24 protein-coding genes and 1 riboswitch are annotated in these 25,555 nt (G+C 73.8%); of the genes, 3 read left to right on the top strand and 21 right to left on the bottom strand.

The genetic code is table 11. The features are described from left to right. Positions 1-104 precede the first annotated feature (104 nt). The 15 genes from dinB to ACSNOB_RS21345 form a co-directional block, all read right to left on the bottom strand. Complete coding sequence (gene dinB, locus ACSNOB_RS21415; RefSeq protein ID WP_436688243.1) at positions 105-1,292, bottom strand: DNA polymerase IV; 1,188 nt, start codon at positions 1,290-1,292, stop codon at positions 105-107. A gap of 140 nt (positions 1,293-1,432) precedes the next feature. Continuing rightward, a complete protein-coding gene (locus ACSNOB_RS21410; RefSeq protein WP_436688242.1) occupies positions 1,433-1,804 on the bottom strand; it encodes a hypothetical protein in 372 nt (123 codons plus the stop codon). A gap of 49 nt (positions 1,805-1,853) precedes the next feature. Next, on the bottom strand, positions 1,854-2,378 hold the full coding sequence (locus tag ACSNOB_RS21405) for a GNAT family N-acetyltransferase (RefSeq protein ID WP_436688241.1): 525 nt from the start codon (positions 2,376-2,378) through the stop codon (positions 1,854-1,856). 224 nt (positions 2,379-2,602) lie between these two features. Further along, entirely contained in the window at positions 2,603-4,177 is a 1,575-nt protein-coding gene (locus ACSNOB_RS21400) for an FMN-binding glutamate synthase family protein (RefSeq protein ID WP_393110700.1), read from the bottom strand. 102 nt (positions 4,178-4,279) lie between these two features. Further along, positions 4,280-5,500 carry a PP2C family protein-serine/threonine phosphatase gene (locus ACSNOB_RS21395; RefSeq protein ID WP_436688240.1) on the bottom strand — a complete coding sequence of 407 codons (1,221 nt, stop codon included), beginning with the start codon at positions 5,498-5,500 and terminating at the stop codon, positions 4,280-4,282. 171 nt (positions 5,501-5,671) lie between these two features. After that, entirely contained in the window at positions 5,672-7,822 is a 2,151-nt protein-coding gene (locus ACSNOB_RS21390; RefSeq protein ID WP_436688239.1) for an amylo-alpha-1,6-glucosidase, read from the bottom strand. 257 nt (positions 7,823-8,079) lie between these two features. Further along, positions 8,080-8,493: a VOC family protein gene (locus ACSNOB_RS21385; protein WP_436688238.1), complete on the bottom strand. Its 414-nt coding sequence runs from the start codon at positions 8,491-8,493 to the stop codon at positions 8,080-8,082. A gap of 120 nt (positions 8,494-8,613) precedes the next feature. Next, a complete protein-coding gene (locus ACSNOB_RS21380; protein WP_436688237.1) occupies positions 8,614-9,744 on the bottom strand; it encodes a peptidoglycan recognition protein family protein in 1,131 nt (376 codons plus the stop codon). Between the two features lie 168 nt (positions 9,745-9,912). Next, the gene (locus ACSNOB_RS21375) at positions 9,913-10,650 is read right to left on the bottom strand and encodes an amino acid ABC transporter ATP-binding protein (RefSeq protein WP_436688251.1); all 738 of its coding nucleotides are present in this window, start codon (positions 10,648-10,650) and stop codon (positions 9,913-9,915) included. A 2-nt stretch (positions 10,651-10,652) separates the two neighbouring features. Beyond that, on the bottom strand, positions 10,653-11,429 hold the full coding sequence (locus ACSNOB_RS21370) for an amino acid ABC transporter permease (protein ID WP_436688236.1): 777 nt from the start codon (positions 11,427-11,429) through the stop codon (positions 10,653-10,655). A 40-nt stretch (positions 11,430-11,469) separates the two neighbouring features. Further along, the gene (locus ACSNOB_RS21365; RefSeq protein ID WP_436688235.1) at positions 11,470-12,330 is read right to left on the bottom strand and encodes an ABC transporter substrate-binding protein; all 861 of its coding nucleotides are present in this window, start codon (positions 12,328-12,330) and stop codon (positions 11,470-11,472) included. A 108-nt stretch (positions 12,331-12,438) separates the two neighbouring features. Beyond that, complete coding sequence (locus ACSNOB_RS21360) at positions 12,439-12,573, bottom strand: hypothetical protein (RefSeq protein ID WP_436688234.1); 135 nt, start codon at positions 12,571-12,573, stop codon at positions 12,439-12,441. A 32-nt stretch (positions 12,574-12,605) separates the two neighbouring features. After that, positions 12,606-12,717, bottom strand: a riboswitch (SAM riboswitch). 103 nt (positions 12,718-12,820) lie between these two features. Beyond that, positions 12,821-13,513 carry an RraA family protein gene (locus tag ACSNOB_RS21355; protein ID WP_436688233.1) on the bottom strand — a complete coding sequence of 231 codons (693 nt, stop codon included), beginning with the start codon at positions 13,511-13,513 and terminating at the stop codon, positions 12,821-12,823. 212 nt (positions 13,514-13,725) lie between these two features. Continuing rightward, positions 13,726-14,190 carry a hypothetical protein gene (locus ACSNOB_RS21350; RefSeq protein ID WP_436688232.1) on the bottom strand — a complete coding sequence of 155 codons (465 nt, stop codon included), beginning with the start codon at positions 14,188-14,190 and terminating at the stop codon, positions 13,726-13,728. Positions 14,191-14,466: 276 nt separating this feature from the next. Beyond that, the gene (locus ACSNOB_RS21345) at positions 14,467-16,065 is read right to left on the bottom strand and encodes a glycoside hydrolase family 64 protein (protein ID WP_436688231.1); all 1,599 of its coding nucleotides are present in this window, start codon (positions 16,063-16,065) and stop codon (positions 14,467-14,469) included. Between the two features lie 333 nt (positions 16,066-16,398). On the opposite strand from ACSNOB_RS21345, the gene ACSNOB_RS21340 reads away from it, so the two are divergent. Then, positions 16,399-16,920, top strand: a complete 522-nt coding sequence (locus tag ACSNOB_RS21340; RefSeq protein ID WP_436688230.1) for an ATP-binding protein — start codon at positions 16,399-16,401, stop codon at positions 16,918-16,920. Between the two features lie 87 nt (positions 16,921-17,007). On the opposite strand, the gene ACSNOB_RS21335 is transcribed toward ACSNOB_RS21340, so the two are convergent. The 4 genes from ACSNOB_RS21335 to ACSNOB_RS21320 all read right to left on the bottom strand — a co-directional run bounded on the left by ACSNOB_RS21335 (position 17,008) and on the right by ACSNOB_RS21320 (position 21,590). After that, a complete protein-coding gene (locus ACSNOB_RS21335) occupies positions 17,008-17,844 on the bottom strand; it encodes an anti-sigma-D factor RsdA (protein ID WP_436688229.1) in 837 nt (278 codons plus the stop codon). Then, entirely contained in the window at positions 17,841-18,419 is a 579-nt protein-coding gene (shbA, locus tag ACSNOB_RS21330; protein WP_436688228.1) for an RNA polymerase sigma factor ShbA, read from the bottom strand. Before shbA ends, ACSNOB_RS21335 begins: the two co-directional genes overlap by 4 nt. 261 nt (positions 18,420-18,680) lie before the next feature. After that, complete coding sequence (locus ACSNOB_RS21325; RefSeq protein WP_436688227.1) at positions 18,681-19,940, bottom strand: ricin-type beta-trefoil lectin domain protein; 1,260 nt, start codon at positions 19,938-19,940, stop codon at positions 18,681-18,683. Between the two features lie 99 nt (positions 19,941-20,039). Next, the gene (locus ACSNOB_RS21320) at positions 20,040-21,590 is read right to left on the bottom strand and encodes a ricin-type beta-trefoil lectin domain protein (RefSeq protein WP_436688226.1); all 1,551 of its coding nucleotides are present in this window, start codon (positions 21,588-21,590) and stop codon (positions 20,040-20,042) included. A 434-nt stretch (positions 21,591-22,024) separates the two neighbouring features. On the opposite strand from ACSNOB_RS21320, the gene ACSNOB_RS21315 reads away from it, so the two are divergent. Then, positions 22,025-22,582 (top strand): hypothetical protein, encoded by a 558-nt coding sequence (locus ACSNOB_RS21315; RefSeq protein ID WP_436688225.1) that lies wholly within the window; start codon positions 22,025-22,027, stop codon positions 22,580-22,582. 135 nt (positions 22,583-22,717) lie between these two features. Here the strand turns inward: ACSNOB_RS21315 and ACSNOB_RS21310 are convergent, their stop codons facing one another. Together ACSNOB_RS21310 and ACSNOB_RS21305 are read right to left on the bottom strand one after the other, a co-directional pair. Then, positions 22,718-23,578, bottom strand: a complete 861-nt coding sequence (locus ACSNOB_RS21310) for a peptidoglycan-binding domain-containing protein (RefSeq protein ID WP_436688224.1) — start codon at positions 23,576-23,578, stop codon at positions 22,718-22,720. Positions 23,579-23,580: 2 nt separating this feature from the next. Then, entirely contained in the window at positions 23,581-23,706 is a 126-nt protein-coding gene (locus tag ACSNOB_RS21305) for a hypothetical protein (protein ID WP_393110729.1), read from the bottom strand. A 512-nt stretch (positions 23,707-24,218) separates the two neighbouring features. On the opposite strand from ACSNOB_RS21305, the gene ACSNOB_RS21300 reads away from it, so the two are divergent. Beyond that, the gene (locus tag ACSNOB_RS21300) at positions 24,219-25,358 is read left to right on the top strand and encodes a CaiB/BaiF CoA transferase family protein (RefSeq protein ID WP_436688223.1); all 1,140 of its coding nucleotides are present in this window, start codon (positions 24,219-24,221) and stop codon (positions 25,356-25,358) included. The last annotated feature ends 197 nt before the right edge of the window (positions 25,359-25,555 follow it).

The following is a 25,555-nucleotide window of genomic DNA, read 5'->3' as shown; positions in this document are numbered from 1 at the left end:
AGTCGGCTACCCGTCGCGTTGCCGATCCCCGAAGCGCGAGACGACGAACGTCACCGGCGGCGCCGCGGACCGCCGTCACGACCACCGCCCGGTCTCCGCGTCGATCAGTCCGGTAGCAGCGGCATCTCCAGGCCCGGCGCGCGACCCAGCAGCACCGCCCGGGTGAGCGCCCCCGACCCGAACCGGTCGCGGACCGCGTCCACCGCCGCGTCCAGGTCCGCCCCCGGATCGCGGTCGAACGGCAGCGGCGGCTGCACGGGCGCGTCGTCCAGGTTCCCGACCGACACGCCGATCAGCGTCACGCCGCGCCGCTCGATCTCGGGCAGCGCGGCGCGCAACAGCGCCCGCGCCGCGCCGAGCAGCGGGGTCGTGTCCGCGGTCGCCTTGGCCACCGTGTGCGAGCGGGTCGCGCGGGTGTAGTCGCCGAACCGCAGCCGCAGCGTGACCGTCCGGCCCGCCCGCGCCGCCGCCCGCATCCGCCGGGTCACCCGGTCGACCAGACCGGCGAGGATCGCCTCCAGTTCGGCGGGGGAGTGCGGGGTGCCGCCGAGGGCGTGCTGCGCGCCCATCGACCCGCGCCGGCGGCCGACCTGCACCGGCCGAGGGTCGCGGTTGTGCGCCAGGGCGTGCAGGTGCCGGCCGGCACCCGTGCCGAGCAGCGAGACCAGCGTCGCCTCGCCGAGGCGGGCGACCTGCCCGACGGTCCGGATCCCCCGCTCGCGCAGCTTCGCCGCCGTCACCGGACCGACGCCCCACAGTCGCTCGACCGGCAGCGGATGCAGGAACGCCAGTTCCTCGTCGGGCGGGACGACCAGCAGGCCGTCGGGCTTGGCGACGCCGCTGGCCACCTTCGCGAGGAACTTCGTCCGGGCCACGCCCACGGTGATCGGCAGGCCGACCCGCGCGCGCACCTCCCGGCGCAGGTGGGCGGCGATGTCGGCGGGCGGCCCGACCAGCCGCCGCAGCCCGCCGACGTCGAGGAACGCCTCGTCGATGGAGAGCCCTTCCACGACGGGGGTGGTCTGCCCGAAGATCTCGAACACCGCGCGGCTGGCCGCCGTGTAGGCCGCCATCCTCGGTGGTACGACGACCGCCTCCGGGCAGAGCCGGCGGGCCTGCCGGCCGCCCATCGCGCTGTGCACGCCCCGGGCCTTCGCCTCGTAGCTGCACGCGAGGACGACGCCGCCGCCGACGATCACCGGTCGGCCGCGCAGGCGCGGGTCGTCCCGCTGCTCGACCGACGCGTAGAACGCGTCGAGGTCGGCGTGCAGGATGTTGGCCTCGCGCGACACGAACACATGTTCGCACGGAACGGCCCGCGGGTGTCACTGACCTGCCCGAACGTCACGTCGGTCGGTTACCGCCGGGGTGCCGTGGCGGTCCGGCGGGCACGACGGCCGCCCGGGCCGTCGTCCCCCGCCGGTCGTGCGTCTCAGGCGACGCGCGGGGCCGCGACGATCGGCAGCGGCCGGTGGTGGGCGGGCCGCGTCACCTCGCCGGTCTGCTCCGCGGGCGACGCCGCCGACGGGCGAGCGGCGGCGTCCGGCGTCGGTGGCCCGCCCAGGGCGGCGTCAGCCGGCGGCGCGGCGGCCGGGGCCACCGCGGTGATCTCGGTGAGCAGCGACATGAGCCGCGGCAGGTCGTCGGCGGCCATCCGGAAGGATCCCCGGCAGACCGTGCCCGCCCAGAGGGACAGCACCACAGCGCCCCGCTCGGGGTGCCAGCTGAGCCGCATCGTCCGGTCGCTGCCGCGGATGTCGGTGAACAGGTCACCGAGCCTCGGCATCGGCAGTACCTCTCCCATAGTCCGATGATGCCGGACGAGCGACGTGCGGGGAAGGCGCGCCGGCGCCCTACAGCTCGTCGAACGGCTTCGCGTAAGCGAACTCGCCCCGGATCGACGGCCGCCAGGCGCTCAGCGTGCGCGCCATGAAGAACTGCGGCCCCCACGGTCGGGGCGGGGTGACGCCGAGGTCGACGGCGGGGCGGAACCCGAAGCGGGGGTAGTAGCCGGGGTGCCCGAGCAGCACCACCAGGGGTTCGTCGAGCGCGTCGGCCGCGCCGAGCACCGCGTGCATCAGGGCGGAGCCGGCGCCGCGCCGCTGCCAGGCTGGCAGCACGCCGAGCGGGCCCAGCCCCACCGCGACCGGTTCGCCGGCCACCCGGCCCCGGGTGCCCACCACGTGCCCCACGACCTGCCCGTCGTCGTCGACGGCGACGAGGGATAGGGCGGGCAACCACCCGGCGTCCGCCCGCAGCGCCTCCACCAGCCCCGCCTCGACGGGTACGGCGTCCGGCTTGTCGGGGTCGGCGAAGGCGGCGAGGTGCACCGCCCGGACGGCGTCGACGTCGGCGGGGGTCTCGCGTCTGATCAGCACCGCGCCACGATAGGCGGGGCGGGCCGGCGGCGCGCGCGGTTATCGGCCCGTCCGCTCACGCCGTGGCCCGGTGCCGCCGGGCGCGGCTGCGCACGAGCTGGTGCAGCGCGCCGCGCGGACGACGAGGGCGACGGCCAGAAAGACGGCCGCCGCCGCCAGCATCAGGACCCGGAGCGACGACGGGGACATCGACATCTCCGCGATGCTGGTGCGGACGGGGCGGGTCAGGGCAGCGCGGTCGGCGAGGGCGGGGCGGTGCCGCCCTGCGGCGCCTCCGCCGTCATCAGCCGGGCGATCTCCGCCCGGTCGGCGACGGACGGCAGGCCCCAGTCGGGACGGTAGCCGTACACCTCGTGCAGCGGGTGGGAGGCGGTGCGGCCGTCGAGGACCTCGATCGCGTCGGTGTCGATCAGGCCCGGGTGCTCGACGCCGCACGCCTCGGCGACCTTGACCAGGTCCCGGCGCAGGGTCCGGATGTAGTTGGCCGCGCGGACCGACTTCCGGGCCGGGTCCAGTCCCCGGGCGAGCCACGGGTTCTGCGTGGCGACGCCGGTGGGGCACGTGTCGGTGTGGCACTTCTGGGCCTGGATGCAGCCGATCGCCAGCATCGCCTCCCGGCCGACGTTGACCATGTCGCAGCCGAGCGCGAACGCCACCACGGCGTTGTCGGGCAGGCCGAGCTTGCCGGCGCCGACGAAGACCACCCGCTCGTGCAGGTCGCGTTCGGCGAAGACCTTGTAGACCCGGGCGAAGCCCTGCTGGAACGGCAGCGACACCGAGTCGGTGAAGATCAGCGGCGCGGCGCCCGTGCCGCCCTCGCCCCCGTCGACGGTGACGAAGTCGACCCCGCGTCCCGTGTCGCGCATCAGGGTGGCCAACTCCTCCCAGAAGCCGAGGTCGCCCACCGCGGACTTGATGCCCACCGGCAGCCCGGTCTCGGTGGCGAGCAGTTCGACCCAGTCGAGGAGGCTGTCGCAGTCGGAGAACTCGGCGTGCCGGGACGGACTGACGCAGTCCCGCCCCCGCGCGATGCCCCGGGTCGCGGCGATCTCCGCGGAGACCTTGGCGGCCGGCAGGAGGCCGCCGAGGCTGGGCTTGGCGCCCTGGCTGAGCTTGATCTCCAGCGCCCGCACGGGCGCGCCCGCGACGAGGTCCTTGAGCCGGTCGAGGTCGAAGCGGCCCTGCTCGTCGCGGCAGCCGAAGTAGGCCGTGCCGATCTGGAAGACCAGGTCGCCGCCCTTGCGATGATAGGGGGAGAGCCCGCCCTCGCCGGTGTTCTGCAGGCAGCCGGCCAGCGCCGCGCCCCGGTTGAGCGCCTCGACCGCGTTGCCGGAGAGCGACCCGAAGCTCATCCCGGAGATGTTCACCACCGACTCGGGCCGGAAGGCGCGGGCGCGGCCCCTCGCGGCGCCGAGCACCTTCGCGCACGGCAGCCGCACGTCGTGTCCGGCGCTCGGCGTGGACGGCGGGACGGCCCGGCCGAAGGTGCGGTGTTTGATGATCGGATAGCCGGGGGTGAACTCGATGTCGTTGTCGGTGCCGAAGCCGAAGTAGTTGTTCTGCTGCTTCGCCGACGCGTACACCCAGCGGCGCTGGTCGCGGGTGAACGGGCGTTCCTCGTTGTTGCCCGCGACGATGTACTGCCGCAGCTCCGGCCCGATCGACTCCAGCAGGTAGCGGGCCCGCCCGAGGACCGGGAAGTTGCGCAGCAACGCGTGGTCGCGCTGGATCAGGTCGCGCGCGGCGAGGGCCGCGACGGCGGCGACGGCGGCGGGTACGGCTCGGCTTGCCCACTTCATGCCCGCCACTCTTTCCGCGATCGCCTCCCGCCAAACGGGCCGGGCGCCCGCTCCGTCGCCTCGATGCCCGCCGGCGGGTACGAGACCGGGCGCCCGACGGGTTCAGCCGTGCGCCGGCCGGCGGCGGACGACCAGCAGGGCGATGTCGTCGGTCGGCTGTTCGGTGGCGAGGGCCGCCATGACGGTCGCGCAGACCTCCTCGGCGGGCGCCGGCCGGACCACGTCGAGGAGTTGCTCGACGCCGACGTCGATGACCTCGCGGCGGCGTTCGACGAGCCCGTCGGTGAAGCAGGCCAGGACGGCCCCCGGGGGTAGGTCCACCACGGTCTGGCGCCGGGCGTGCGAGCGGCGGCCGGTGCCCAGCGGCGGGTCGACGTGGGCCGGGACCTGGGCGCCCGGCCGGCCCGGGACGGCGAGGACGGGCCGCAGGTGCCCGGCCGTGGAGAGCCGGATGGTGGTCCGGTCGGGGGAGATCATCGCGTAGAGCGCGGTGGTCAGGCTTCCCGCCTCGAAGTGCGAGACCTTGCGGTCCAGCAGCGACAACGCCTCGGCCGGCTCGTCGGAGACCAGCGCGTAGGCGCGCAGGGCGCTGCGGATGCGTCCCATGACCACGGCGGACTGCAGGCCGTGCCCCGACACGTCGCCGATGACCAGCCCCAGCCAGCCGGACGGCAGCCGGAACACGTCGTACCAGTCCCCGCCGATGCCGGTGGCGTGGCCGGGCACGTACCGGGCGGCCATGTCCAGGCCCGGCACGTCGGGCAGTTGGGTGGGCAGCAGGCTGCGTTGCAGGGCGAGGGCGGCGGTGTGGTCGAGGTTGTTCGACCGGGCGGAGTTGGCCAGGCTGGCCCGGTCGGCGACCAACTCCAGCAGGCGGACGTCGTCGGGGGTGAAGTCGCGGTGGCGCAGCGTACCGACGTGCAGCACGCCGATGACCTGACCCCGGGCGAACATCGGCACGCCGAGCAGCGACCGCAGGCCCATCGTCAGCAGGACGGGGTTGACCACGGTGTCGGAGGTGACGTTCTCGATGATGACCGGCTGCTCGCTCTCGGCGACCCGGCCGGCGAACCCGCGGCCGACCGAGACGCGGAAACCCTGCCGGACCTCCTCCTCGAGGCCCTTGGCGGCGGTCGCCACGAGCTGTTGGGCGTGCGTGTCCAGCAGAAGGATGGCCGCGGTGTCGACGTCGAGCAGATCGCGGACGCGGTCGAGCAGCTCGTCGAACAGGTCGGCCGCGTCGAGGCGGGACAGCGTCGCGTCCGTTACGGCCTCGATGCGACGCAACCGTTCCTCATCCCGGATGAGCCCCGCGTCGGCCACGACAGGATCCTAGCCCCGTGAGCTGCTCCCGCCGACCTGCGACCTGTGTCGGTCGGGTCGGGTGCGGTGCGGAACGGACCTGCCGCGGTGCGGCCGTGCCGGACCTGCCCGTTCGGGCCCTTCGAGCCGGCCGGGGCCGGGAGCCGATTCCTGGTGACGCGTCCCGGCGGGTCAGGTGCGGTGGCGGCGGGCCGACGCCGCCTGGAGTGTGGGCCGGCGCACCACCGCGATCCGGTCGCCGCGGGCGCGCAGCGACGTCCGCCCGCCGCGTCCGCGCCGCACCGTCAGATCGACCGTGCGCCCGCCGACCTGCACGCCCTCCAGGACGAGGTCGGGCAGCCACTCGGGCAGGTGCGGGTCGACGAAGATCGTCCGAAGCGGGGCGGCCGGGCGCAGCGCCAGCAGCGCCTGGATCAGCGCGACGACCGCGCTGGCGGACCAGGCCTGCGGGGAGCAGGAGTTCGGGTAGACGCCGGGGTGCGGGTGCGCGTCGTCGCGGGGCAGGCCGCTGAGCACCTCCGGCAGCCGGTGCTCGGCGAAGAGCGCCGCCGCGGCGAACATCCCCTCGGCCAGCCGGTGCAGGTGTGCCCAGCAGCCGTACCGGGCCAGCCCGAGACCGATCGTGCCCGCCTCCACCGGCCAGACGCTGCCCCGGTGGTAGCTGAACGGGTCGTACGCCGGGTGCGTCGACGACAGGGTGCGCACGCCCCAGCCACTGAACATGTCGGTGGCCAGCAGCCGGTCGGCGACCAGGGGAGCGAGCCGGGTCGGCACGATCCCGGTGGCGAGCAGGTGACCGTCGTTGGAGTTGACCGAGCGTACCTGCCGCTTGTCCGGCCCCAGCGCCATGGCGTGACAGCCCTGGTCGGGCATCCAGAAGGCGCGGTGGAAACGGCGACGCAGGGCGGCGGCCCGGCGGACCAGCCGGGCACCGAATGCGGGGTGGCCGGCCGCGGCGAACACCACGGCGGCGTGCCGCAGGGCGGCGTACCAGTACGCCTGCAACTCGCTGCTCGCGATCGGGTTGGGCACCACCTCGCCGTGCTCGTCGACGATCGCCGTGTCGGAGTCCTTCCACCCCTGGTTCTTCAGCCCGGCGCGCGAGCGGCAGTGGTATTCGAGGAAGCCGTCCCGGTCGAGGTCGCCGTACCGGTCGATCCAGTCCAGGGCGCGGCGCGCGGCCGGCAGCAGGTCCCGTACGGTGTCGAGGTCCCCGGTCCAGGCGAAGAACTGGCCGAGGAAGATGAGGAAGTCCGGCGCGGTCGACCAGTCGCCGTAGTAGCCGCTGAACGGGTCCAGCCCGAGCGCGGACACCGGGCCCCGGCGGGCCTCGTGCAACGGCTTGCCGGGCTCCTCGTCGCGCCAGTCGTCGACGCGCCGCCCGAGATGGCGGGCGTTGAGCCGCAGGCTGTCCGCCAGCATCGTCGGTCCCGCGAGCAGGGCCTGCCACGAGGCCGTCATCGTGTCGCGCCCGAAGATCTCCTGGTAGATCGGCAGACCGGCCATCGGCGCCGTCGGCCCGGCCGGTTCGCCGAGCGGCAGCACCGTCAGGTCGTCGACCGCGCACCGCCAGGCCGCCGTGACGTCGAAGTTGCTGCTGCCCAGCCGGGTCAGTTCGCGGGCGAGCCGGGCGCGGGCGAGCGAGGCGCCGTCGCCGGGTTCGGCGAACGTCGCCGGCGGCGCCGCCAGCCGCCGCCCGTCGAAGACCGGCTCGACGACGAGTTCCACCCGACCCGACCCCCGCGGCGGCACCGCGATCCCCACCACCAGGGTGTCGTCCAGGTACCGGACGGGCGCGTCGGCCCGTACGCCGATCGCCACCGCCCGGTCCAGGCCGCCGCGCCGGTAGGTCAGGCGGAGCTCGCGGTCGCGGGGGTTCCAGCGCGCGTCGACCGGGCCGGACTGCGCCCGGCGGCCGGTCTCGGCCTCGCTGGTGTCGGCGAAGTCGGCGGCCAGGTGGACCCGCAGCTCCAACTCCAGCGGCGTGGGGGTGTAGCTGACCACGGTCAGTCGCGTGCGCAGCCCCTCGCCGACGAAGCGCTCCACCAGCAGGTAGGCCGCGCGGGAGGGCAGCGTGTCGCCGTCGTCCAGCGCGGCGTACGAGAGCTGGGCGTGGCCGGCCACGTTCGCCGTGCTGAACGGCACCGGCTCGCGGCCGTCCACGGTGAGGCGCTCGACGCTGAGCACCCGGGTGTTGTCGGCGAAGAAGCCCTGCGGGTCGGCGCCGGTGATCCGGCCGCGCACGTCGGTGACCAGCGTGCTCCAGCCGCTCGCCACGTAGAGCAGGTCCGGGCGGACGCGCAGGTCCCGGACGCGGCTCATCGGCCCGGCGGCCGACGTGGCCCCGCTGTCCGGGGCGGTCGCGGCCGGCGCGACGTCGCCCGGCCGGAGGCGGACCCGGCGTGGCGGGCCGGGAGCGCGGGTGCCCGCGTCGACGGCATCGGCGCACCCCCTGACCGGCGGCTGGGGGTCCGGGCGCGTCGGTGACACGCCGCGGACCCGTCGGACAGCGGTCGGTACCCGGTCGCGCCGCCGGTACACCTCCGACCCGGTGGCCGGGCCGGGGGCGCTCCCGGCGGTCAGCCCTGGGGCTGGCCGATGTTCACCATCCAGCTGATGCCGAAGCGGTCGACGCACATGCCGAACTCGTCGCCCCACATCTGCTTCTCCAGCGGCATCGTCACCGTGCCGCCGTCGGCGAGCTGCTGCCAGTAGCCGCGCAGCTCGTCGGCGTCGTCCCCGCTGAGGCTGACGGCGACGTTGTTGCCGGGGTCGTGCTCCATCCCCGGCGCGGTGTCCGAGGCCATCAGCGTGTAGCCTCGGTCGGTCTCCAACATCGCGTGCATGATCTTGTCGGCCAGCGTGGGGTCGTCGGTGCCGAACTCGCCGAAGGTGCTCATCGACAGCGATCCGCCGAACACGCGCTGGTAGAACTCCATCGCCTCCCGCGCCGTGCCCGGGAAGCTGATGTACGGGTTGAGTCGAGACGCCACAGCACCCTCCTCCGGTCGTGACATCGTCATCGTCGCAGATCAGAGGGTGGGTGCGGGTGAGGTGCGACCGCGTTTCGCGGCCCGTGGGAGCGTCGGACGCCGCCCACGGGCCGCAGGCGGTCAGTGCCGGAAGGAGCGTCGTACGACCCCGCCGACGAGGACGCACCACGTGTCGGTGGTGAGCTTGCCGTTGCGGGGCAGGCCGTGCAGCGCCTGGAGGTCCTGGACGGCCTTCTTGGTGGCGTGGTCGTAGGCGCCGGTGACGGCGACGTCGGCCCACCCCTTGAAGTTGAGCATGAACTGGGCGGCGCTGACCGGGGTGCCGGTCGCGTCGGAGTCGAGCTCCGGCGCCAGGGTCTCCCAGGTCGGCGCGGTGAGCGTGGCGTCGACGTCGACCGGGATGCCGTTGCGGTACTGCCAGTCCTGCACGGCCGCGACGGTGGCGGCGTCGAAGACGCTGTTGACGGGCACGGCGTAGCCGCGGTGGGCGAGCAGGTACTGCGCCACCCGCACCGACGGCGAACCGACGAACCGCCACAGGTCCGGCCACCGGCGCGCCGGCACGTCGCCCAGGTCGGTGCCCAACTCCTCGAACACCCGCCGGCGCAGGACGGGGAACTGGCGGTAGAAGGCGGCGCCGGGGCACTGCGTGGTGCGGAAGTCCCAGTGGCCGAAGATGTCGTGGGCGTGCAGCCCGTACTGCCGGCAGATGGTCGCGCAGAGCGTGACCAGCGAGTCCAGCAGCGCCTCCGGCGGCGTCTCGGTGACGTACGTGCCCTCGTTCTCGATGCCGATCGCCCGGCCGTTCTCGCCCGGGCAGTGCGCCGAGATCATCTGCCGGTCGCCGGCCCGCAGTCGCTCCAGGCTGCCCCGGCGTCCCTCCAGGACGTAGCCGCCCCGGCTGATGGTGAAGTGCTGACCGGTGTCGGACCAGCCGTTGCCGTCCATGTGCAGGTCCTGGCAGTCGCGGGCCAGCTTGATCGCCTGCGCCTCCGAGTAGTCGGTGACGTTCGGGAACGCCATGTGGTGCACGATGATCTTGTTGGTGGGGATGGCGCTGACCGACAGCGGGCCCGCCGGCGGCCGCGCGCCCCACTCGTCACAGCTGTAGATCCAGTCGAGGTCGGCGCCGGGATCCGCCTGCGCGGCGGACGGGACGGCGAGTTCGGTCCCGACGACCGCGACCGTGGCGGCGCCGAGGCCGGCCCGCAGCAGGGTCCGACGGTCCAGTTCGGAGTGGTCGAGGTGCATGGCATCTCCTCTGCGGCCGGGGGTGGGGGCGGGGGAGCCCCTGTGTGAAAAGGAACTCCAAGAGCCGCGTGTGCAGTGGAGGATATTGCCATGGTCGCCGACACGCCAGAGGCTGGCGCCGATCTGCCGGCGGCGCCGGCGCGGAACCGGCCTCGCGGCCGCGGCGGGTCAGAGCACCTGGGAGAGGAACCGGCGCAGCCGGGGGTGCTCCGCCCGCTCGAAGATCGCGGCCGGCTCGCCGGTCTCCAGCACCACGCCGTGGTCCATGAACGCGACGGTGTCGGCGACCTCGCGGGCGAAGCCCATCTCGTGCGTGACCACCACCATCGTCATGCCGCCGGCCGACAGCTCCGCCATCAGCCCCAGCACTCCCTTGACCAGTTCCGGATCCAGCGCCGAGGTCGCCTCGTCGAAGAGCATCACCTGCGGGCGCAGGGCCAGCGCGCGGGCGATCGCGACGCGCTGCTGCTGCCCGCCCGACAGATGTGCCGGCCGGGCGTCGGCCTTGGCCGCCAGCCCCACCAGTTCCAGGTGGTCGCGGGCGACCGCCACCGCCTCCTCCTCGGAGAGCTTCCGGATCCGGCGCAGAGCCAGGGTGATGTTGCGCTGCACAGTCATGTGCGGGAAGAGGTTGAACTGCTGGAAGACCATGCCGACCCGCTGCCGCAGGGCGTCCGGGTCGTCCCGCAGCACGCTGCGCCCGTCGAGCAGCACGTCGCCCCGGTCCGGTTCGATCAGGCGGTTGATGGTCCGCAGCAGGGTGGACTTGCCCGACCCGGACGGACCGATCACGCAGGCCGTGGCGCCGCGCGCCACGTCCAGGTCCACGCCGCGCAGCACCCGGTTCGGCCCGAAGGCCAGGTGCACGTCCCGGACGCTCAGGCTGACCGAGGTCGTCGTGTCGATGCTCATCGCTGGCTTCCTCCCGCCGCGCCCGGCAGCGCCAGGTCGAGGTCGTCGTCGTCTCCGGGCGCCGCGGCCTGCCGGCCGTGCCGCAGCCGCCGGTCGATCCAGTTCACCGCGTGGGTCAGCGGCACCGTCAGCGCCAGGTAGAAGAGCCCGGCCAGCAGCAGCGCCGACTGGTTGCCGGTGTTCGCCGCGTAGTCCTGCCCGATCCGGAACAGCTCCCGCTGGCTGGCCAGCAGGCCGAGGAAGTAGACCAGGCTGGAGTCCTTGATCAGCGCGATCAGTTGGTTCACCCAGGCGGGCAGCACCCGGCGGATGCCCTGCGGGACGATCACCAGGCGCATCGCCTCACCCCAGGAGAAGCCCAGCGCCCGGGCCCCTTCCAGCTGGGCGGCCTCCACCGACTGGATGCCGGAGCGGAAGATCTCGCCGATGTAGGCAGCCGCGATCAGCGACAGCGCCAGGATCCCCAGGGGATACGGGTTGGGGCCCCACACCTGCATGCCCAGCGGCGCCAGGCCGACGCCGATGAGCAGGATCGTCGCGGCGGCCGGCAGGCCGCGGAACACGTCGGTGTAGACCCGCGCCGGCCAGCGCAACCATCGCGTACGCGAGATGCCGGCGACGGCCAGCCCCATGCCCAGCACCGAGCCGAGCAGGGCGGCGGAGATCGCCAGGATCAGCGTGTTGGGCAGCCCGACCGTCAGCATCTCGGGCAGCGCCTCGCGCATGGAGTCCCAGTCGAAGAAGGTCTCCCACAGGGTGCTCAACGGATCCATCGTCTCTCCTACCGCCCCGCTCGCTCGTCGTTGCTACGTATCAGGAGGTGGCCGACGCCGACGCCGACGGCACCGGGACCGTGCCGCTGCCCGGCTTGAAGTCGGCCGGAATCGGCCGGCCCGGGTAGTACTGGGCCTGCAGGCGGCTCCACGTACCGTCGGCGATCACCTCGTCGAGGCCCTTGTTCAGCGCCTCGCGCAGCTTGTCGTTGCCCTTGGCGACCGCGTACGCCGTCGGGGCCGGGCTGAGCAGCTTCGCCGCCACCTTGATCTTGCCGCCGCTGTCGGCGGCCGACTTGTCGCCGATCTCGGCGGGCGCGATCCAGGCGTCGGCGGTGCCGGCCTTGAGCTGGTTGATCGCGCCGTTGTAGTCCGGCACCCGGACCGGGTCCAGGCCCTTGCCGGTGGCGTAGTCGTCCTGGACGGTGCCCTGCACGACGACGACCCGCTTGCCGGCGAGCTGGTCGAAGCTGCTGATCGACGAGCCGGCCGGCACGTCGAGTCCGAAGTGGCCGAAGTCGTAGCCGTTGCCGAAGTCGACGGTCTTCTTGCGCGCCTCGGTGATGGTGATCGAGGAGCTGCCGACGTCGAACTTGCGGTTGTTGACCTGGGAGAGCAGGGCGGAGAAGTCGGTACCGACGAACTCCACCTTCAGGCCGACCTTCGCGGCCACGGCGGTGAGCAGGTCGTTGTCGAAGCCGGTGAACTTACCGTCCTTCAGGTAGACGTTCGGCGGGGCGTCGGTCAGCGTGCCGGCGCGCAGCACGCCCGGCTGCAGCAGGCCGTACGGGTTGTCGGCCGCGCCGGTCGCGTCGTCGCCGCAGGCGGTCAGGGCGGTGGCGGCGAGAACGGCGGCGACGCCGAGGGCGGCGGCACGGGTGAGGGCGGGAAGGAATCGCACAGGTGTCTCCGAAAGGGGTCTCCGACGGCGGGCACGGGCGTGCGCCGCCGGCGGTGCGCCCGATGGGCGTACCGCTGGGGTGGTTCCTGGAAGGGGGTTTGTGCGCGGCTAGCGCGGGTCGCCGGGGCGACACGAGGCGCTGCAGACCCGCATCATGTCGACGTGGCGGCGCCGGGTCAGCGCGGGCGGCGTCGCCGGGGCCACGGCGGGGAACGCCGGTGGGGCGCAGATGCGGAAGGACATGGCTCTCCTCGGTCGTTGCTGACCTGGGAACCAGGCCACGCTTGCACCGGAGCTGCTCCGATGCCTGGTCTTCACCCGGGGCACCCCTGCGCGGACGAGGGTTGCCGGCCAGCGAGCCGGGGCTTGACGCTGGCGCTCATGACCTGCCGACGAGGCTAGCAGCCGACCACGGTGGCGCGTCCAGCCGCTATGACCACCCTCACGTGGCGCCGCGCCGCCCGCGCGGCCGGCCCCGAGGGCGGGGCGGTCACTCCTCGATCGCGCCGCCCACCCGCCGCAGGTGCTGCCGGAAGGTGTAGCCGGGGTCGGTGGCGCGGCGGGCCAGGTAGTCGGCGAACGCGGTCTGCTCGCGCAGCGTCTCGCCGGCGCGGATGCGCTGCGCCTGGACCCGCTCGACGCCCCGGATCCGCTGCGCCGCCGCGAACACCTCCCCGGCGCGCGCGGCGGGAAGGAACAGCACCCCGTCGTCGTCCGCGACGACGAGGTCGTCGGCGCTCACCAGATGCGGCCCGACCCGGGCGCTGGTGAGCGTCTCCGGCCCCCGCTCGTCGAGGCGGGTCGGGCCCAGCGGCAGGCTGCCGTAGCTGAACACGGGCAGGTCGATCTCCACCAGCTCGGGGGTGTCCCGGTGCAGGCCCCACACCACGAGGCCGGCGACGCCGGCCGCGATGCCCTCCAGCACCGCCAGGTCGCCGACGCACGCCTCGTCGGTCCGGCCGTCGTTGTCGATCACCAGGACGTCGCCCGGGTTCGCGCCCGCGTACGCCTCCAGGAACACGTCCACGCTGCCGTGGTGGCGCACCGGCAACACCCGCCCGGCGAGGCGGCTCCCGGGGACGACCGCCCGGATCCCGGCCGGCGCCGCGCGCAGCGGCACGCCGAGCCGTACGCAGGCGTCGGCGATCAGCGGCGTGGACAGGTCGGCGAAGCGCTCCGGCATGAGGTCCTCCCGGCGACGTCCGAGTCGTGGACCGCCATCGTAGGGAGGCCGGCCCGCGCGGCGGCCAGGGCCAATCCGGACCCGCTGGCTCGGCCGGCGGTCGAGCGACCGGGCGCCGCGGCTCCCCGCGGCGGCGCCGGGGCCGCACCGGGTTCTCCGCCTGGCCCCCGCCCCCGTCGGGCTCCACGAGGTGGGCCGGAAGCCGCCCCGTGCTACCTGGCGCAGGCGCGGCGCAAGGCTCCGAGGCGCAGCGAGGACCGCAACGACCGCCGCGTCGACCGGGTCGCCGTGCGCGACCCACCGTCCGGCGCCTGCGGGGGCGGCGGACCGGGCTCGGCCCCGCCAGGATGTTCCGAGGCGGGATGCCGCCGTACGTACGCCACGATGTCGCTCACCGAGGCGTCGCTGACGGCGCCGCCCTGGCTCAACTGGGCGGTCAGTGCCGCGAAGGGCGGACGCGGCTGACCGGGCGGCGCGTCGGCGACGAAGACCACGCGGACCTGGTGCCCGGCGCGGGTCCACGCCGACACCACCACCGCCTCCCGATGCACGTCCCCCAGCCGGGACGGCCCCGTGGAGGACACCTCGCAGTCCCATCCGGCCGCGTCGATCGCGCCGACCAGCGCCCGGAGGAGGGCCGGTAGGCGGGCGGCGTAGTCTGCGTTCGGGTCAGGCACCAACAGGACCACCTCATCGCCCAGGTGACACGTAGTCGAGGCCGCCCCGACCAGGGCGCCCCTCAGTAGAGTCGAACCGGCGCCGGGTTTCGTAACAGCCTGCGCGTAGGACCAATCCCACAACGGCAAACCGCGGCCTTCCCCTTGCCGACCGACGCCGTGTCGGTCAAAATGCGCAGCCGGCTGACGGCCGGCCGCTCCGTGGACCCCGCGGGTCGCCGCACCGGCGGGTCCGCGAGGTGCGCGGACCCGCCACGGGTCGGCCTCCGGTCGAGGTCAGCCCTTGCGCCACTTCTGGTTCGCGGTGCCCGCGCAGTCCCAGAGCTGGAGCTTCGCGCCGTCGTCGCTGTTCCAGTCCTTGATGTCCACGCACTTGTTGGCCTGAAGGTTGACCAGGTCACCGGCCGCGGTGAGGGAGAACTGCTGGGCGCCGGTGCCGTTGCACGTGTAGAGCTGAACGACCGCGCCGTTCCCGGTCGCCCCACTGTCCACGTCCATGCACTTGTTGTTCTGGCTCTGCAGGGCGGTGCCGGTGAAGGTCCACTTCTGGGCGTTGGTGCCGTTGCAGCCCCACATCTGCAGCTGCGCGCGGTCGACGAAGTTGGCGTTCGGCACGTCGACGCACTTGTTGTTCCAGTTGCTCAGCAGCGGCACCGCGCCGCTCGGGTTCCCCGGCCCGCCGCCGCCCGCGCCGAACGGGCTGAGGATCAGGCCGGCCGCGCGGGGGTCGCCGTCGTGGACCAGCGACTCGAAGGCGCCGACGTCGTCGAAGGCGAACGCGTACGCCCTGCCGTCGCTCATGTTGGCGTGGATGACGCGGGCGTAGTGGTTCGTCGGGTTGTTGCGGTAGAACCCGGCGGCGTTCGTGCTGGGTTGCGTGTCGACGGTGCCGAGCGTGCCCCGGTTCAGCGCCGCGCAGAGCGTCCGGGCGATCGGGCCGACCACCAGGTCGTTCGGCGCGGCCAGGTGGCCGTCGCAGCCCCAGACGCTCGCCGACGAGGGCCGGTTGAAGGAGGCGACCGCCTGGCCGGCACTGTTGGTGAAGGTCATGACGTTGCCCGAGGTCCGCCCGAAGTACCGGGTGTTCGGTTGGTCGGCGAACGGCACGACGGTGAGCGTCTTCGTCGTGTACGCGTTCCAGGCGGAGGCGATGTAGGAGTCCAGGTAGGTGGCGCTGAACAGGCCGGCGTCCGCCGCCTTGCCCGGGGCCAGCACCCGCAGCACGGTCCCGTCGGAGCGGGTGTGGACCGTGTTCGCCCAGCCGGCCTGTGACCGGATGCCGTCGATGATGGCGTTGCGGCCGTTGGCGACCACGTCACCGGTGCGCTTGGTGACGCCGTTGGCGCCCGTGACGGTGACCGCGTGCGGCACGGCGAACATGTCGACCTGGGAGCTGTTCAGCCACAGCCCGGCGTCGTTGTAGGTGAACTCGCTCCAGTCGAACAGGATGTCGCGGTTGGCGTCCCCGGCTGCCCAGGGCGCGGGCTGCACCAGGCCGTCCGGGGTCAGCGAGAACGTGAGCTTCTGGCCGAACGAGAAGTAGACGCGACCGGAGAAGCCGCGCGGGAACCGGATCGTCGTGCTCCCCCCGTTGCCGGGGCCCGGTATCGACGCGTCCGGTGCGGGCGACGGCGGGATCTGCCCGCCCGACCACGGGATGAACGTGCCGGCCTGGTCGACGTAGCCGAGGCGGTTGCTGGAGAGCTGAACCCCGATCACGTACAGGTGGACGGCCTCGCCGCGGCCGGTGTTGTTGGCGACCGTGACGGGCAGCAGCGCGGGACCGACGGCCTGGGCGGGGGAGGCGACGGCGGTCACCGGGACGGCGGCGAGCAGGGCCGACAGGGCGGCCGTCAGCTTTCTTCGGATGCCCACGAGAACTCCTCAAGGTCCGGGGGAAGGCTCGGAGAGAGCGCTCTCTCAGCTTCGGACTGTTAACAACGTGTGTCAATAGACAACCGCTGATGCAATATGAGTGGGTCGCGGTGCGGTGGGACGGCTCCGCCGCGGGGGCCGGGCCGCCACCGGCCCGGCGCCCCCGGTCGGTGGCCCCGTCACGACCGCCGTGAAGCGGCGACCGCGACCGCGGCGTGAACGGCGCTCCTCGTCGGCCGGCGGTGCCGGCCGGCGGCCCGCGCGCTTCGTGACCTGCGGTTGTTGCCCTCGTGCAAGGGTCGCGGAAGTTTCCAGGGTCGGTAACCTGCGACCGTGAGCGACGACGCCGTGGCATCCGAACCGGTTGATCCGGCGTCAGTCCCTGCCCCCGCCACCGAGCTGATCTCGCAGGACTTCACGGCCGCCACGGTGACCGCCCTCCGCCACCGGCTGCAGTCCGTGGTGACCGCCGCGGGGCTCACGGGAGACGTCGGTTACGACTTCGTCCTGGCCGTGCACGAGCTGGTCACCAACGCCGTGCGGCACGGCGGCGGCCACGGCCGCCTCGACCTGCGCTGCCAGGACGACCTCCTGATCTGCGAGATCACCGACCAGGGCCCGGCCACCGGCAGCCTGCCGGTGCGGCTGCCCGCTGCCGACGTCGTCGGCGGTCGGGGCCTGTGGCTGGCGCACCGGCTGGCCGAGGGGCTCGTTCTGACCCGGCGGCTGCACGGGGTCACCGCCACCGTCACCGCGTGTCTGACCCGGCAGGACAGCCCCGACGTCTCGTCGCCCGCACCCGGAGCGCTACGACACGACCGACCCCGCGGCCGTCCGGAGGACGACGACCGGTGACCCCGCCGCCCGGTCGGCGGTCTCAGCTCAGCCGGGACAGCGGTGACGGTGCCCGGAACCCGGTGGGCGCGCCGATGGGCCCGGAACCTAGTCGAGGATGCCGCCCGTGGCAACGGGCAGCCCGGGCAGCGACGGCGTGAGCGCCGGCGGCTTCGAGTCCGGGTTCGGGTGGGGCCTGGGCAGCCCGGGCAGGGGCACGACGACGTGCGGGGTGGTGGAGTGGCCGGGCGCGGGTGGTGGCGCGGACCGCGAGGGGCTGGGCCTGGCGGGTGTCGGCGTCCCGTTCCCCCCTGGCGACGGCGAGGCGCCCGCCGACGGAGTGCCGGGCGCCGGCACCGCGTCGAGTAACTCGCGGTGCAGGGCGTCGACCTCGGCGTCCAGGCGATCGAGGGCGGCGGGGTCGTCGACCGAGGCCAGCTCCCTGCGCGCCTGTTCGACCAGACCCCGGGCCTCGTCCAAGCGACCCGCGGTGGCAGCGGAACGCGCGCGTCGGATGGTGTCCTCGACGAGCCGCACGTCCGCCTGCTGGGGATAGAGCACTCTGGTCAAGGACCACAGCGCGCTCGTCGGCCCGGCGTTCCTGCTGCCGACCCCCAGCCCGGCCACGATGGCGGAAACGGCGATGACGGCGGCCGCGAGACGCAGAACCCGTCGTCCGAGCGGCGCCGACCGTGCTCCCGTGCTCACCGGCGGGAGGTCGGCGGCGGGCCCGACGGGGCGGCCGGGTTCGGCGGCGACCCGCAGAAGGTCCGCGTTCCCGTGGCTGTCGGCGCCGATGTCGCCCCGCCAGGCGGACAACATCGCGGCGAGGTCGTCGTCGGCCGGCCCCGGCTCGCCACGGCCGAGCGCGTCGAGCAGCTGGTCGTCCCGGGCGACGGTCGCCAGGTCCAGCTCCTCGCCGCTGTCCGGCCGGTGCTCGCTCATGCCGCCACCTCGTTGAGTGCGTCGGCCGCCAGGGTACGAAGGCGTGCGAGGGCCCGGGACTGGGCCACCCTCACGGCCGCGGCGGACATGCCGACGAGCGTGCCGACCTCCTCGGCGGACAGGCCGACCGCCACCCGGAGCACGACGATCTCCCGCTGCACGTCGGGTAGGCGGTCGAGCAGCGACGACAGTCGGCGGGCAAGGTCGCTGGCCAGGGCCTGTTGCTCGGGACCGGGCTCGGCGTCCGGCCGGTCGAGAGGCGTGTCGGTGACGGTGACGGCGGCCGCCCGGACGGCCGCGCGCTGCGCGTCGGCGACCTTGTGTCCGGCGATGGCGTAGACGAAGGCCGCGAAGGGCGTGCCCTGCCGGCGGTAGCGCGGCAGTGCCCGCAGCACCGCGAGGCAGATCTCCTGGGCGACGTCGTCGGCGGTCACGAACGCGTCGCCGACCCGGCCGAGCCGGGCCCGGCAGTAGCGCACCAGGCCCGGGCGGATGTCGCTGAGCAGGGACGCGACGGCCGCGCGGTCGCCCTGGGCAGCCCGGTGGACGAGCTCGGGCTCGATCGCTGTGATCATCGCGTCGCGAAACACCTTCGTTGCCGGCGGGGTACCGGCACGCTATCGAGCCGCGCCCGTTTTGCCTAGCTCACCCGCGGTTCTCGGACCTCTCCGGAAAGTGCGTGTCGCGGTCGGGCCGGGGCCCGCGACGTCGCGGGCGGGACCGTGTCCGGGTGGTCGCGATTCCAGCGGGGCCGCCCACCTGCTCGGGGGCGGCCCCGTGTCGCTCTCCTCCTGCCCTCTCGCGTCGTGCGGCGACGACGGTGTTCCGCGTGAGGGTCAGGCGCGGGACCACTTCTGGTTGGCGCCGCCGGTGCAGTCCCACAGTTGGAGCCGGCCGCCGTTGGAGGCGACCCAGTCCCGCACGTCGACGCAGCGGTTGGCGTTGAGGTTGACCAGGTCACCGGCGGCGTTGAGGGTGAAGCGTTGCGCCGGGTTGCCGTTGCAACTGACGAGGTTGACCTCGGTGCCGTTGGCCGTGCCGGCCCAGGCGGGGTCCATGCACTTGCCCATGGCCCGGACGGTGCCGTCGGAGGCGAAGGTCCAGGCCTGCGCGGCGGTGGTGTTGCAGTCCCAGATCTGCAACCTCGCGCCCTCGGCCGGGTCGGCGCCGGGGATGTCGATGCACCGGCCGCTGTGGACCCCCCTGATCCGGGTGGTGCCCGACGGCGGGTCGCCGGAGGTGTAGCCGGAGACCCGGACGTAGTCGACGAGCATCTGCTGGGGGAACTGTGTCGTGCCGTCGGGGTAGCCGGGCCAGTTACCGCCGACCGCCACGTTGAGGATCATGAAGAATGGATGGTCGAAGACCCAGCGGTTGCCGCCGAGGCGGCCCGGGTCGACGCGGTGGTACTCGACGCCGTCGAGGTACCAGATGATGGAGTTCGGTTCCCAGTCCACCCGGTAGGTGTGGAAGCCGTCGGCGAGCGGCTGGCCGATCGTGCGGCTGCCGGTGATGCCACCGCCACCCGAATAGCCGGGGCCGTGGATGGTGCCGTAGACGGTGTTGGGCTCCCTGCCGATGTTCTCCATGATGTCGATCTCGCCGGCGTTCGGCCAGCCCACGCTGCCCATGTCGTTGCCGAGCATCCAGAACGCCGGCCAGATGCCCTGGCCACGAGGGATCTTGATGCGGGCCTCGAAGCGGCCGTACGCCTGGGTGAACGTCGCGGCCGTCAGCAGCCGGGCCGAGGTGTACTCGCACCGGCCGTAGTGGCACTGGTAGTTGCCCGGGTTCTCCCGGCGGGCGGTGATGACCAGGTTGCCCTGGCCGTCGTGTGCGGCGTTGCTCGTGCTGTTGGTGTAGTACTGCCGTTCGTTGTTGCCCCAGCCGCCGCCGCCGATGTCGAACCGCCACTTGTTGGTGTCGACGGGCGTGCCGGCCGGCGCGTTGAACTCGTCCTGCCAGGTGATCCCCCCGATCGCCGCCGCGGCGGGATCGGGCTCGACCGGCAGGGCGAGGGCCACGGTGGCACCGATGATCGCGGTCGCGGCGAGGGCGAGCGCTCGCCGTCGCCGACTGGTGCGGGCTTCGAACATGACGATCTCCTTGGCAACTGTGCGAGCGCGAGCGCTGGCCTCGCTGGCGCTGGGGACGATCGAGCCGCTCGGCGTGCTCCGCGCGGCGGGACCGCGGTGTCAGCCGCGGCGCCACTTCTGGTTGGCGGTGCCGGCGCAGTCCCACAGTTGCAGCCGCGCTCCGTCGGAGTTGTTCCAGTCCTTGATGTCGACGCACTTGTTCGCCTGGGGATTGACCAGGTCACCGGCGCCGGACAGGACGAACTGCTGGGCGGGGTTGCCGCTGCAGTTGGCGATCTGGATCGTCGCGCCGTTGGCGGTGGAGCCCCACGCCACGTCCATGCACTTGTTGTTCTGCGTGCGCAGTGTCCCTCCGCTGAAGGTCCAGGCCTGTGCGTTGGTGCCGTTGCAGGTCCAGGTCTGCAGGGGGACCCCGTCGGAGAAGTTGGAGTTCGGCACGTCGACGCACCTGTTGTTCCAGTTGCTGATGAGCCGCTCCCCGCCGCCGCCGGTGGTGACCAGCGTCAACCCGTAGACGCCGAGGATCTCGTTCACCGGCTGGAACCACGTCGTGCCGCCGGAGGAGCAGTTGCCGGAGCCGCCGGAGGTCACCCCCTGGGCCTGGTTGCCGGAGATCCACGACCCGCCCGAGTCGCCGCCCTCGGCGCAGGCGTTGCTGCGGGTCAGGCCCGACACGGCTCCCTGCGGGTAGTTGACGGTCTCGTTGCGACCGAGGATGGTCCCGCACCGCCACCCGGTGGTGCGCCCGGAGCGGCACACCGAGCTGCCGATCGCCGCCTCCTGGGAACCGGCGACCGCCACGTTGCCCCCGGCGTAGTTGTTGACCCACGGCTGCGGCGTCCAGGCGCTGTTGGTGCGCACCCAGCCGTGGTCGTCGCCGGGGAACGACGATCCGGCGAACGTGCCCTGCGAGACGTTGTTGAAGCCGAGGGTCGGGCTGCCGGCGCGTCCGCAGTGGCCCGCGGTGACGAAGCCGCCGACGACCGCGAAGCCGACCGAGCACAGGGTGTTGCCGTTGATGACGTACTGGTCGCCGCCGCGGATGTCGTACAGCAGGCGGGGCGCGTCGGGGGAGGCGGCCACGGTGATGGCGTCCGCGGGGACGCCGCTGGCCCGCGCGTACGCGACCGCTTCGGCGGCGGCGCCCGGCCGGGTCGTCACGACGACGCTGTTGCGGGCCACGTCGACGTGCCAGCCGTGGATGTCCCGGGGATCGGCCGCGGCGCGTCGTCCGTCGAGAGCCCGCTTGACCGAGTTGAGGGTGTCTTCGTTGCGGGCGACGACCATGACGTCGGCGCCCTCGGCGCGCACGACCGCGGCCAGCGCCGGATCGGTGACGGCCACCGTGAGGCGTTGCTTGCGGGGCGGGATCCACGCGCCGGCGAACGCGTCGCCCAGCTTCGCGCGCAGTCGCTTCTCGACCAGCGGCGCGGCGGTTTCGGCCCGCAGGCGCTCGCCGAGCTGGGCGGCGGTGAGCCCCAGGTCGCGACGCATCGCGTCGATCAGGCCCGGGGCCGGGCCCGCCGTCGGTTCGACGGTCGGTCGGGGGGAGACGGGGGGAGGGGCGCCGGCGTGGCCGGCCGTCGGCGAGAGGCCGACGAGCAGGAGGGTGGCAGCGACAGGGGCGAGCACGCGCAGTCTTCGAGACATGCGGATCCTTCCCGGATGCGGCGCGGATCGGACGGGATTCGGAGAGCGCTCTCACGACGAAGTTTGTCGATGGATGACTTATCTGTCAAGAAGGCTGACTATTGCGCGGACTCTCGCCTCGGCGCCGGCCGCTCCGCGCCGCCGGGCGCGTAGGCGCAGGCCGCGGCGCACCTGTTCGTGTCGACCGGGCTGCCGCCGGTCGCGGTGGCGCCCAGGTGCGGCTTCGGCGCGACCGAGTCGCTTCGGCGGGGTTCCTCGATCGGTGCTCCGTGCCGCCGTCGCGGTAGCGGCTGGAGCGGACGCCGGTCCGGTGGCCGTGCCAGGATTCCGGCACCGCTGCGCACGAATCCGGACACGATCGGGCCGGAGACGGCGTCGCGCGCCGGAGTGCGGGCAGCATCGGTGCCATGTCGGAAGCGGGTTCGTCGCGGCGCGTGAGGCTGGCCGATCGCTGGCCGAGCGCGTTGGCGCTGGTGTCCATCGTGGGCGCCGTCATGGTGATCGCGTTCGTGGGTCGCGAAGCGGAGCTGTTCGGGCCGGCGGTCGCGACGATGGCCGGGATCTACCTGGTGGCGTACGCGTCCGGCCGGCCGTGGGCGGCGTGGCCGGCCTTCGTCGCGTTGTCGGCCGTGGTGACGGCGCTGCACGTGCTGCGGCGGTTGTCGGTGCTGGACGTCGATCCGGGGATCGGGATGACGGTGGTGCTGCTGCCGCTGTGGCTGTGGGCGGTGGCCCGGCGTCTGTTCGCCGACGTCGGGACGTTCACCGCGCAGACGGCCGGCATGGTCGGCTTCGGCGCGATCGCGCTGCTGTGCGCGGCGACGCAGCCGCGCCTCGGCGCCGGGTTGGTGGGGGTGGGTTTCCTGGCCCACGGGGCGTGGGACGCGTACCACTTCGTGAGGAACACGGTGGTGAACCGTCCGTGGTCGGAGTTCTGCGGCGTGGTCGACCTCGCGGTCGGAGCAGCGCTGATCATCGCCGCGTCGGTCTGAGGGGGAGGCAGGGCGGGCAAGGTGCCGGCACCCGGCCGCGACGACCTTGTCGGCCTGCCGGAGTTCGCCGCGTCGTCGGGTCGGCCGGGAACCCGGGCGGCGCGGGACCGGTGCGCCCCGGCCCCGCGCCGCTGACTAGTAGGTGACGCGTACGCCCATCTCGGCCCAGGTGAGCCGGCCGACGATGCCGTCGTCGGTGAGCCCGCGCATCCGCTGGTACCAGCGGACCCCCGCCTCGGTCTTCGCGTCGAAGCGGAGGCCCGGCGGCCCGCAGCGCCGCGCGCCGACGAACCGCTTGACGTACGCCACGTCCTCCCCGGTGCTGCCGACGCGGACGGTGCGCGACCCCGGGGCCCGGCCCGCCGGCTGCGGGGCCGGGGGCCGGGTGGCCGCCCGGAGGGCGGCGAGGGTCTTCGGGCCGACGACCGCGTCGACCACCAGCTTCCTCGCCTTCTGGAAGGACCGGATCCACGCGGCGGTCTTCGGCCCGAACTCCCCGTCGGCGGACAGCCGGGCGCCCAGGCGGTTCGCGAGGGTCTGCAGTTCCCGCACGTCGCTTCCCTTGCAGCCCGCCCGCAGGACCCGGTCGCCGAGTCTGGCGGCCCGCGCCGTGGCGATGCCCCACGGCCGCAGGCTGTCCTCCAGGGCGCGGGTGTGGCTGACGCTGACGTGCAGGTGTTTGGTGTGCGGGTTGGAGCCGGTGTAACGCGCGGCCCGGAAGTCCCGGGTGCGGCTCCAGATCAGCCGGTTGTAGATCACGTACTGGGTGGACGGGTGCTCGATGCAGTGCCGGACGACAAGCAGCGGATCGATCCCGTCGATGTCGAAGTCCGCCGCGTTGACCGAGCGGTCGTCGGCGTCCGGGTTGTGGTCGGACCTGCGGGCCTGGTGGGCCGCGTCGCCGATCCACCCGTCCGAGGCCCTGTCCCGGTGCGGCCAGCGGGTATTGATCTCCTCGCGCAGCACGCGGAGCGTCGGGGCCAGGTGCACGCCCACCGTCACTCCTCCTCTGCCAGGGCGGCGATCAGGTCGTAGTCGACGGCGTCGCCGATCAACTGCTCCGGGTCGTCGTCCTCCTCGAACGTGGCCACCAGGTACTCGACGTCGATGCTGGCGGTGTCCATCGGTGGTGTTCCCCCCTTTTCCGGTCGTCACCCGCCGGTCGGAGCCGCGCGGTTCCGGCCGCGTCGCGGTGCGCGGCACGAGCGCCGGTGCTGCCCGGGTCGCCGGTGGTGACTGCGTCCTCAGGGGCAACCTTCGGGATCGCGGCGGTGGGCCGGCAAGGGGAGAGTCGTCTATTGGCATCTGGACTGACCGACCGGTGGGTCGGCGCCGCCGGTCGATGGTCGCGGCCGTCGAACGTGTCCACCGTGGCCGGTCCGTCCAGCGCCCGCGGGATCGTTCGACTGACGGACCGGTCAGCAGCCGGCCGGGTCGTCGACCGGGCCAGCGGTCGGGGAGCCGGGTGGCGCGCCGGGGCGACCCACGCCGGGCGCGCCGGCTGTGCCATCGTTGTCGTTCCCCGAGCGGCCAGCAGGGCAGGGGTGGCCGCGCCCCGGCGGCGCGTGAGCGCGCCTCCCGGGGACGACGGGAACGACGGGGACGGCGACCGGTGCGGCGGGACAGAGGAGGGGCAGTGGGGGAGCAAGGGGCCGGGCCGCTGGGCGGCATTCTCGTCGCGGACTTCTCGCGGATCCTGGCCGGGCCGTACGCGACCATGCTCCTCGCCGACCTCGGTGCCGAGGTGGTCAAGGTGGAGGCACCCGCCGGGGACGACACCCGCGCGTGGATGCCGCCGGTGCGGGAGGGGACGTCCACCTACTACCTCGGCGTCAACCGCAACAAGCGCTCGGTGGTCCTCGACCTCACCGATCCCGTCGACCTCGACCTCGCCCGGCGACTCGCCGGCCGGGCCGACGTCATGATCCAGAACTTCCGCCCCGGCGGTCTGCGCCGCTTCGGCCTCGACTACGACAGCGTCGTGGCCGCCAACGAACGGATCGTCTACGCCTCGATCAGCGGCTTCGGCACCGGTGCCGGGGCGGACCTGCCCGGCTACGACCTCATGGTCCAGGCCGCGTCGGGCCTGATGAGCCTCACCGGCGAGCCGGACGGTCCGCCGTACAAGGCCGGCGTCGCGGTGTTCGACGTGATGGCGGGGCTGCACGCCGCCCTCGGCATCCTCGCCGCCCTGCACCACCGCGAACGCAGCGGCGTCGGCCAGCATGTCGAGGTGGACCTGCTCTCGTCGGCCCTCTCCGGCCTGGTCAACCACGCCAGCGGCCACGTCGCCGGCGGCGCGGCGCCGTTCCGGATGGGCAACGCCCATCCGAGCCTCTTCCCGTACGAGCCGATGCCGGCCGCCGACGGCGAACTCGTCGTCATCGCCGGCAACGACGGCCAGTTCCGGAGGCTGTGTCAGGTGCTGGGCGTGCCCGAACTGGCCGACGACCCCCGGTTCCGGCACAACCCCGACCGCACGGCCAACCGCGAGGCCCTGCGCCCGATCCTGGCCGACCGACTGGCCCGGCGGACCCGCGACGAGTGGTTCCGCGACCTGCGCGTGGCGGGCGTGCCGTGCGCCCCGATCAACACGGTCGACGGCGGTGTCGCCCTGGCCCGGGAACTCGGGCTCGATCCGGTGGTCACCGTCGGCGGGGTGCCCGGCATCCGCAACCCGGTCGGCCTCTCCGCCACCCCGCCCCGGTACGACCTGCCGCCGCCCCGCCTGGACGAGCACGGCGACGAGATCCGCGCCTGGCTGACCGCCGACTGAGTGCGCCGCCCCGGTCGGGCCGGGTCGCGGCCCGGTCGGACTCGGCCGCCGCCGTCCGCCGAGGACCGTTCGACGCCGCACCCGGTCGGCCGGATGACGCCGCGACCGGGCCGGGGGCGGGACCGGACCGGCCCCGCGACCGGGGCCGGGCCACGACCGGGCCGGCACCGGTCGCCCCCCCCCCGCCCCGGCTTTCC

The organism is Micromonospora sp. URMC 106, assembly GCF_051386395.1.
Lineage (GTDB): Bacteria > Actinomycetota > Actinomycetes > Mycobacteriales > Micromonosporaceae > Micromonospora.
The sequence above is the reverse complement of the archived record's forward strand: the minus strand, read 5'-3'. Positions and strand labels throughout refer to the sequence as shown.

Bases quoted from the DNA above. Each gene is read 5' to 3' on its own strand.
- shbA (WP_436688228.1), bottom strand. From the start codon at position 18,419: ATGATCACAGCGATCGAGCCCGAGCTCGTCCACCGGGCTGCCCAGGGC.
- ACSNOB_RS21320 (WP_436688226.1), bottom strand. From the start codon at position 21,590: ATGTCTCGAAGACTGCGCGTGCTCGCCCCTGTCGCTGCCACCCTCCTG.
- ACSNOB_RS21305 (WP_393110729.1), bottom strand. From the start codon at position 23,706: ATGGACACCGCCAGCATCGACGTCGAGTACCTGGTGGCCACGTTCGAG.
- ACSNOB_RS21370 (WP_436688236.1), bottom strand. From the start codon at position 11,429: ATGGATCCGTTGAGCACCCTGTGGGAGACCTTCTTCGACTGGGACTCC.
- ACSNOB_RS21410 (WP_436688242.1), bottom strand. From the start codon at position 1,804: ATGGGAGAGGTACTGCCGATGCCGAGGCTCGGTGACCTGTTCACCGAC.
- ACSNOB_RS21335 (WP_436688229.1), bottom strand. From the start codon at position 17,844: ATGAGCGAGCACCGGCCGGACAGCGGCGAGGAGCTGGACCTGGCGACC.
- ACSNOB_RS21355 (WP_436688233.1), bottom strand. From the start codon at position 13,513: ATGCCGGAGCGCTTCGCCGACCTGTCCACGCCGCTGATCGCCGACGCC.
- ACSNOB_RS21390 (WP_436688239.1), bottom strand. From the start codon at position 7,822: ATGAGCCGCGTCCGGGACCTGCGCGTCCGCCCGGACCTGCTCTACGTG.
- ACSNOB_RS21400 (WP_393110700.1), bottom strand. From the start codon at position 4,177: ATGAAGTGGGCAAGCCGAGCCGTACCCGCCGCCGTCGCCGCCGTCGCG.
- ACSNOB_RS21380 (WP_436688237.1), bottom strand. From the start codon at position 9,744: ATGCACCTCGACCACTCCGAACTGGACCGTCGGACCCTGCTGCGGGCC.
- ACSNOB_RS21325 (WP_436688227.1), bottom strand. From the start codon at position 19,940: ATGTTCGAAGCCCGCACCAGTCGGCGACGGCGAGCGCTCGCCCTCGCC.
- ACSNOB_RS21360 (WP_436688234.1), bottom strand. From the start codon at position 12,573: ATGTCCTTCCGCATCTGCGCCCCACCGGCGTTCCCCGCCGTGGCCCCG.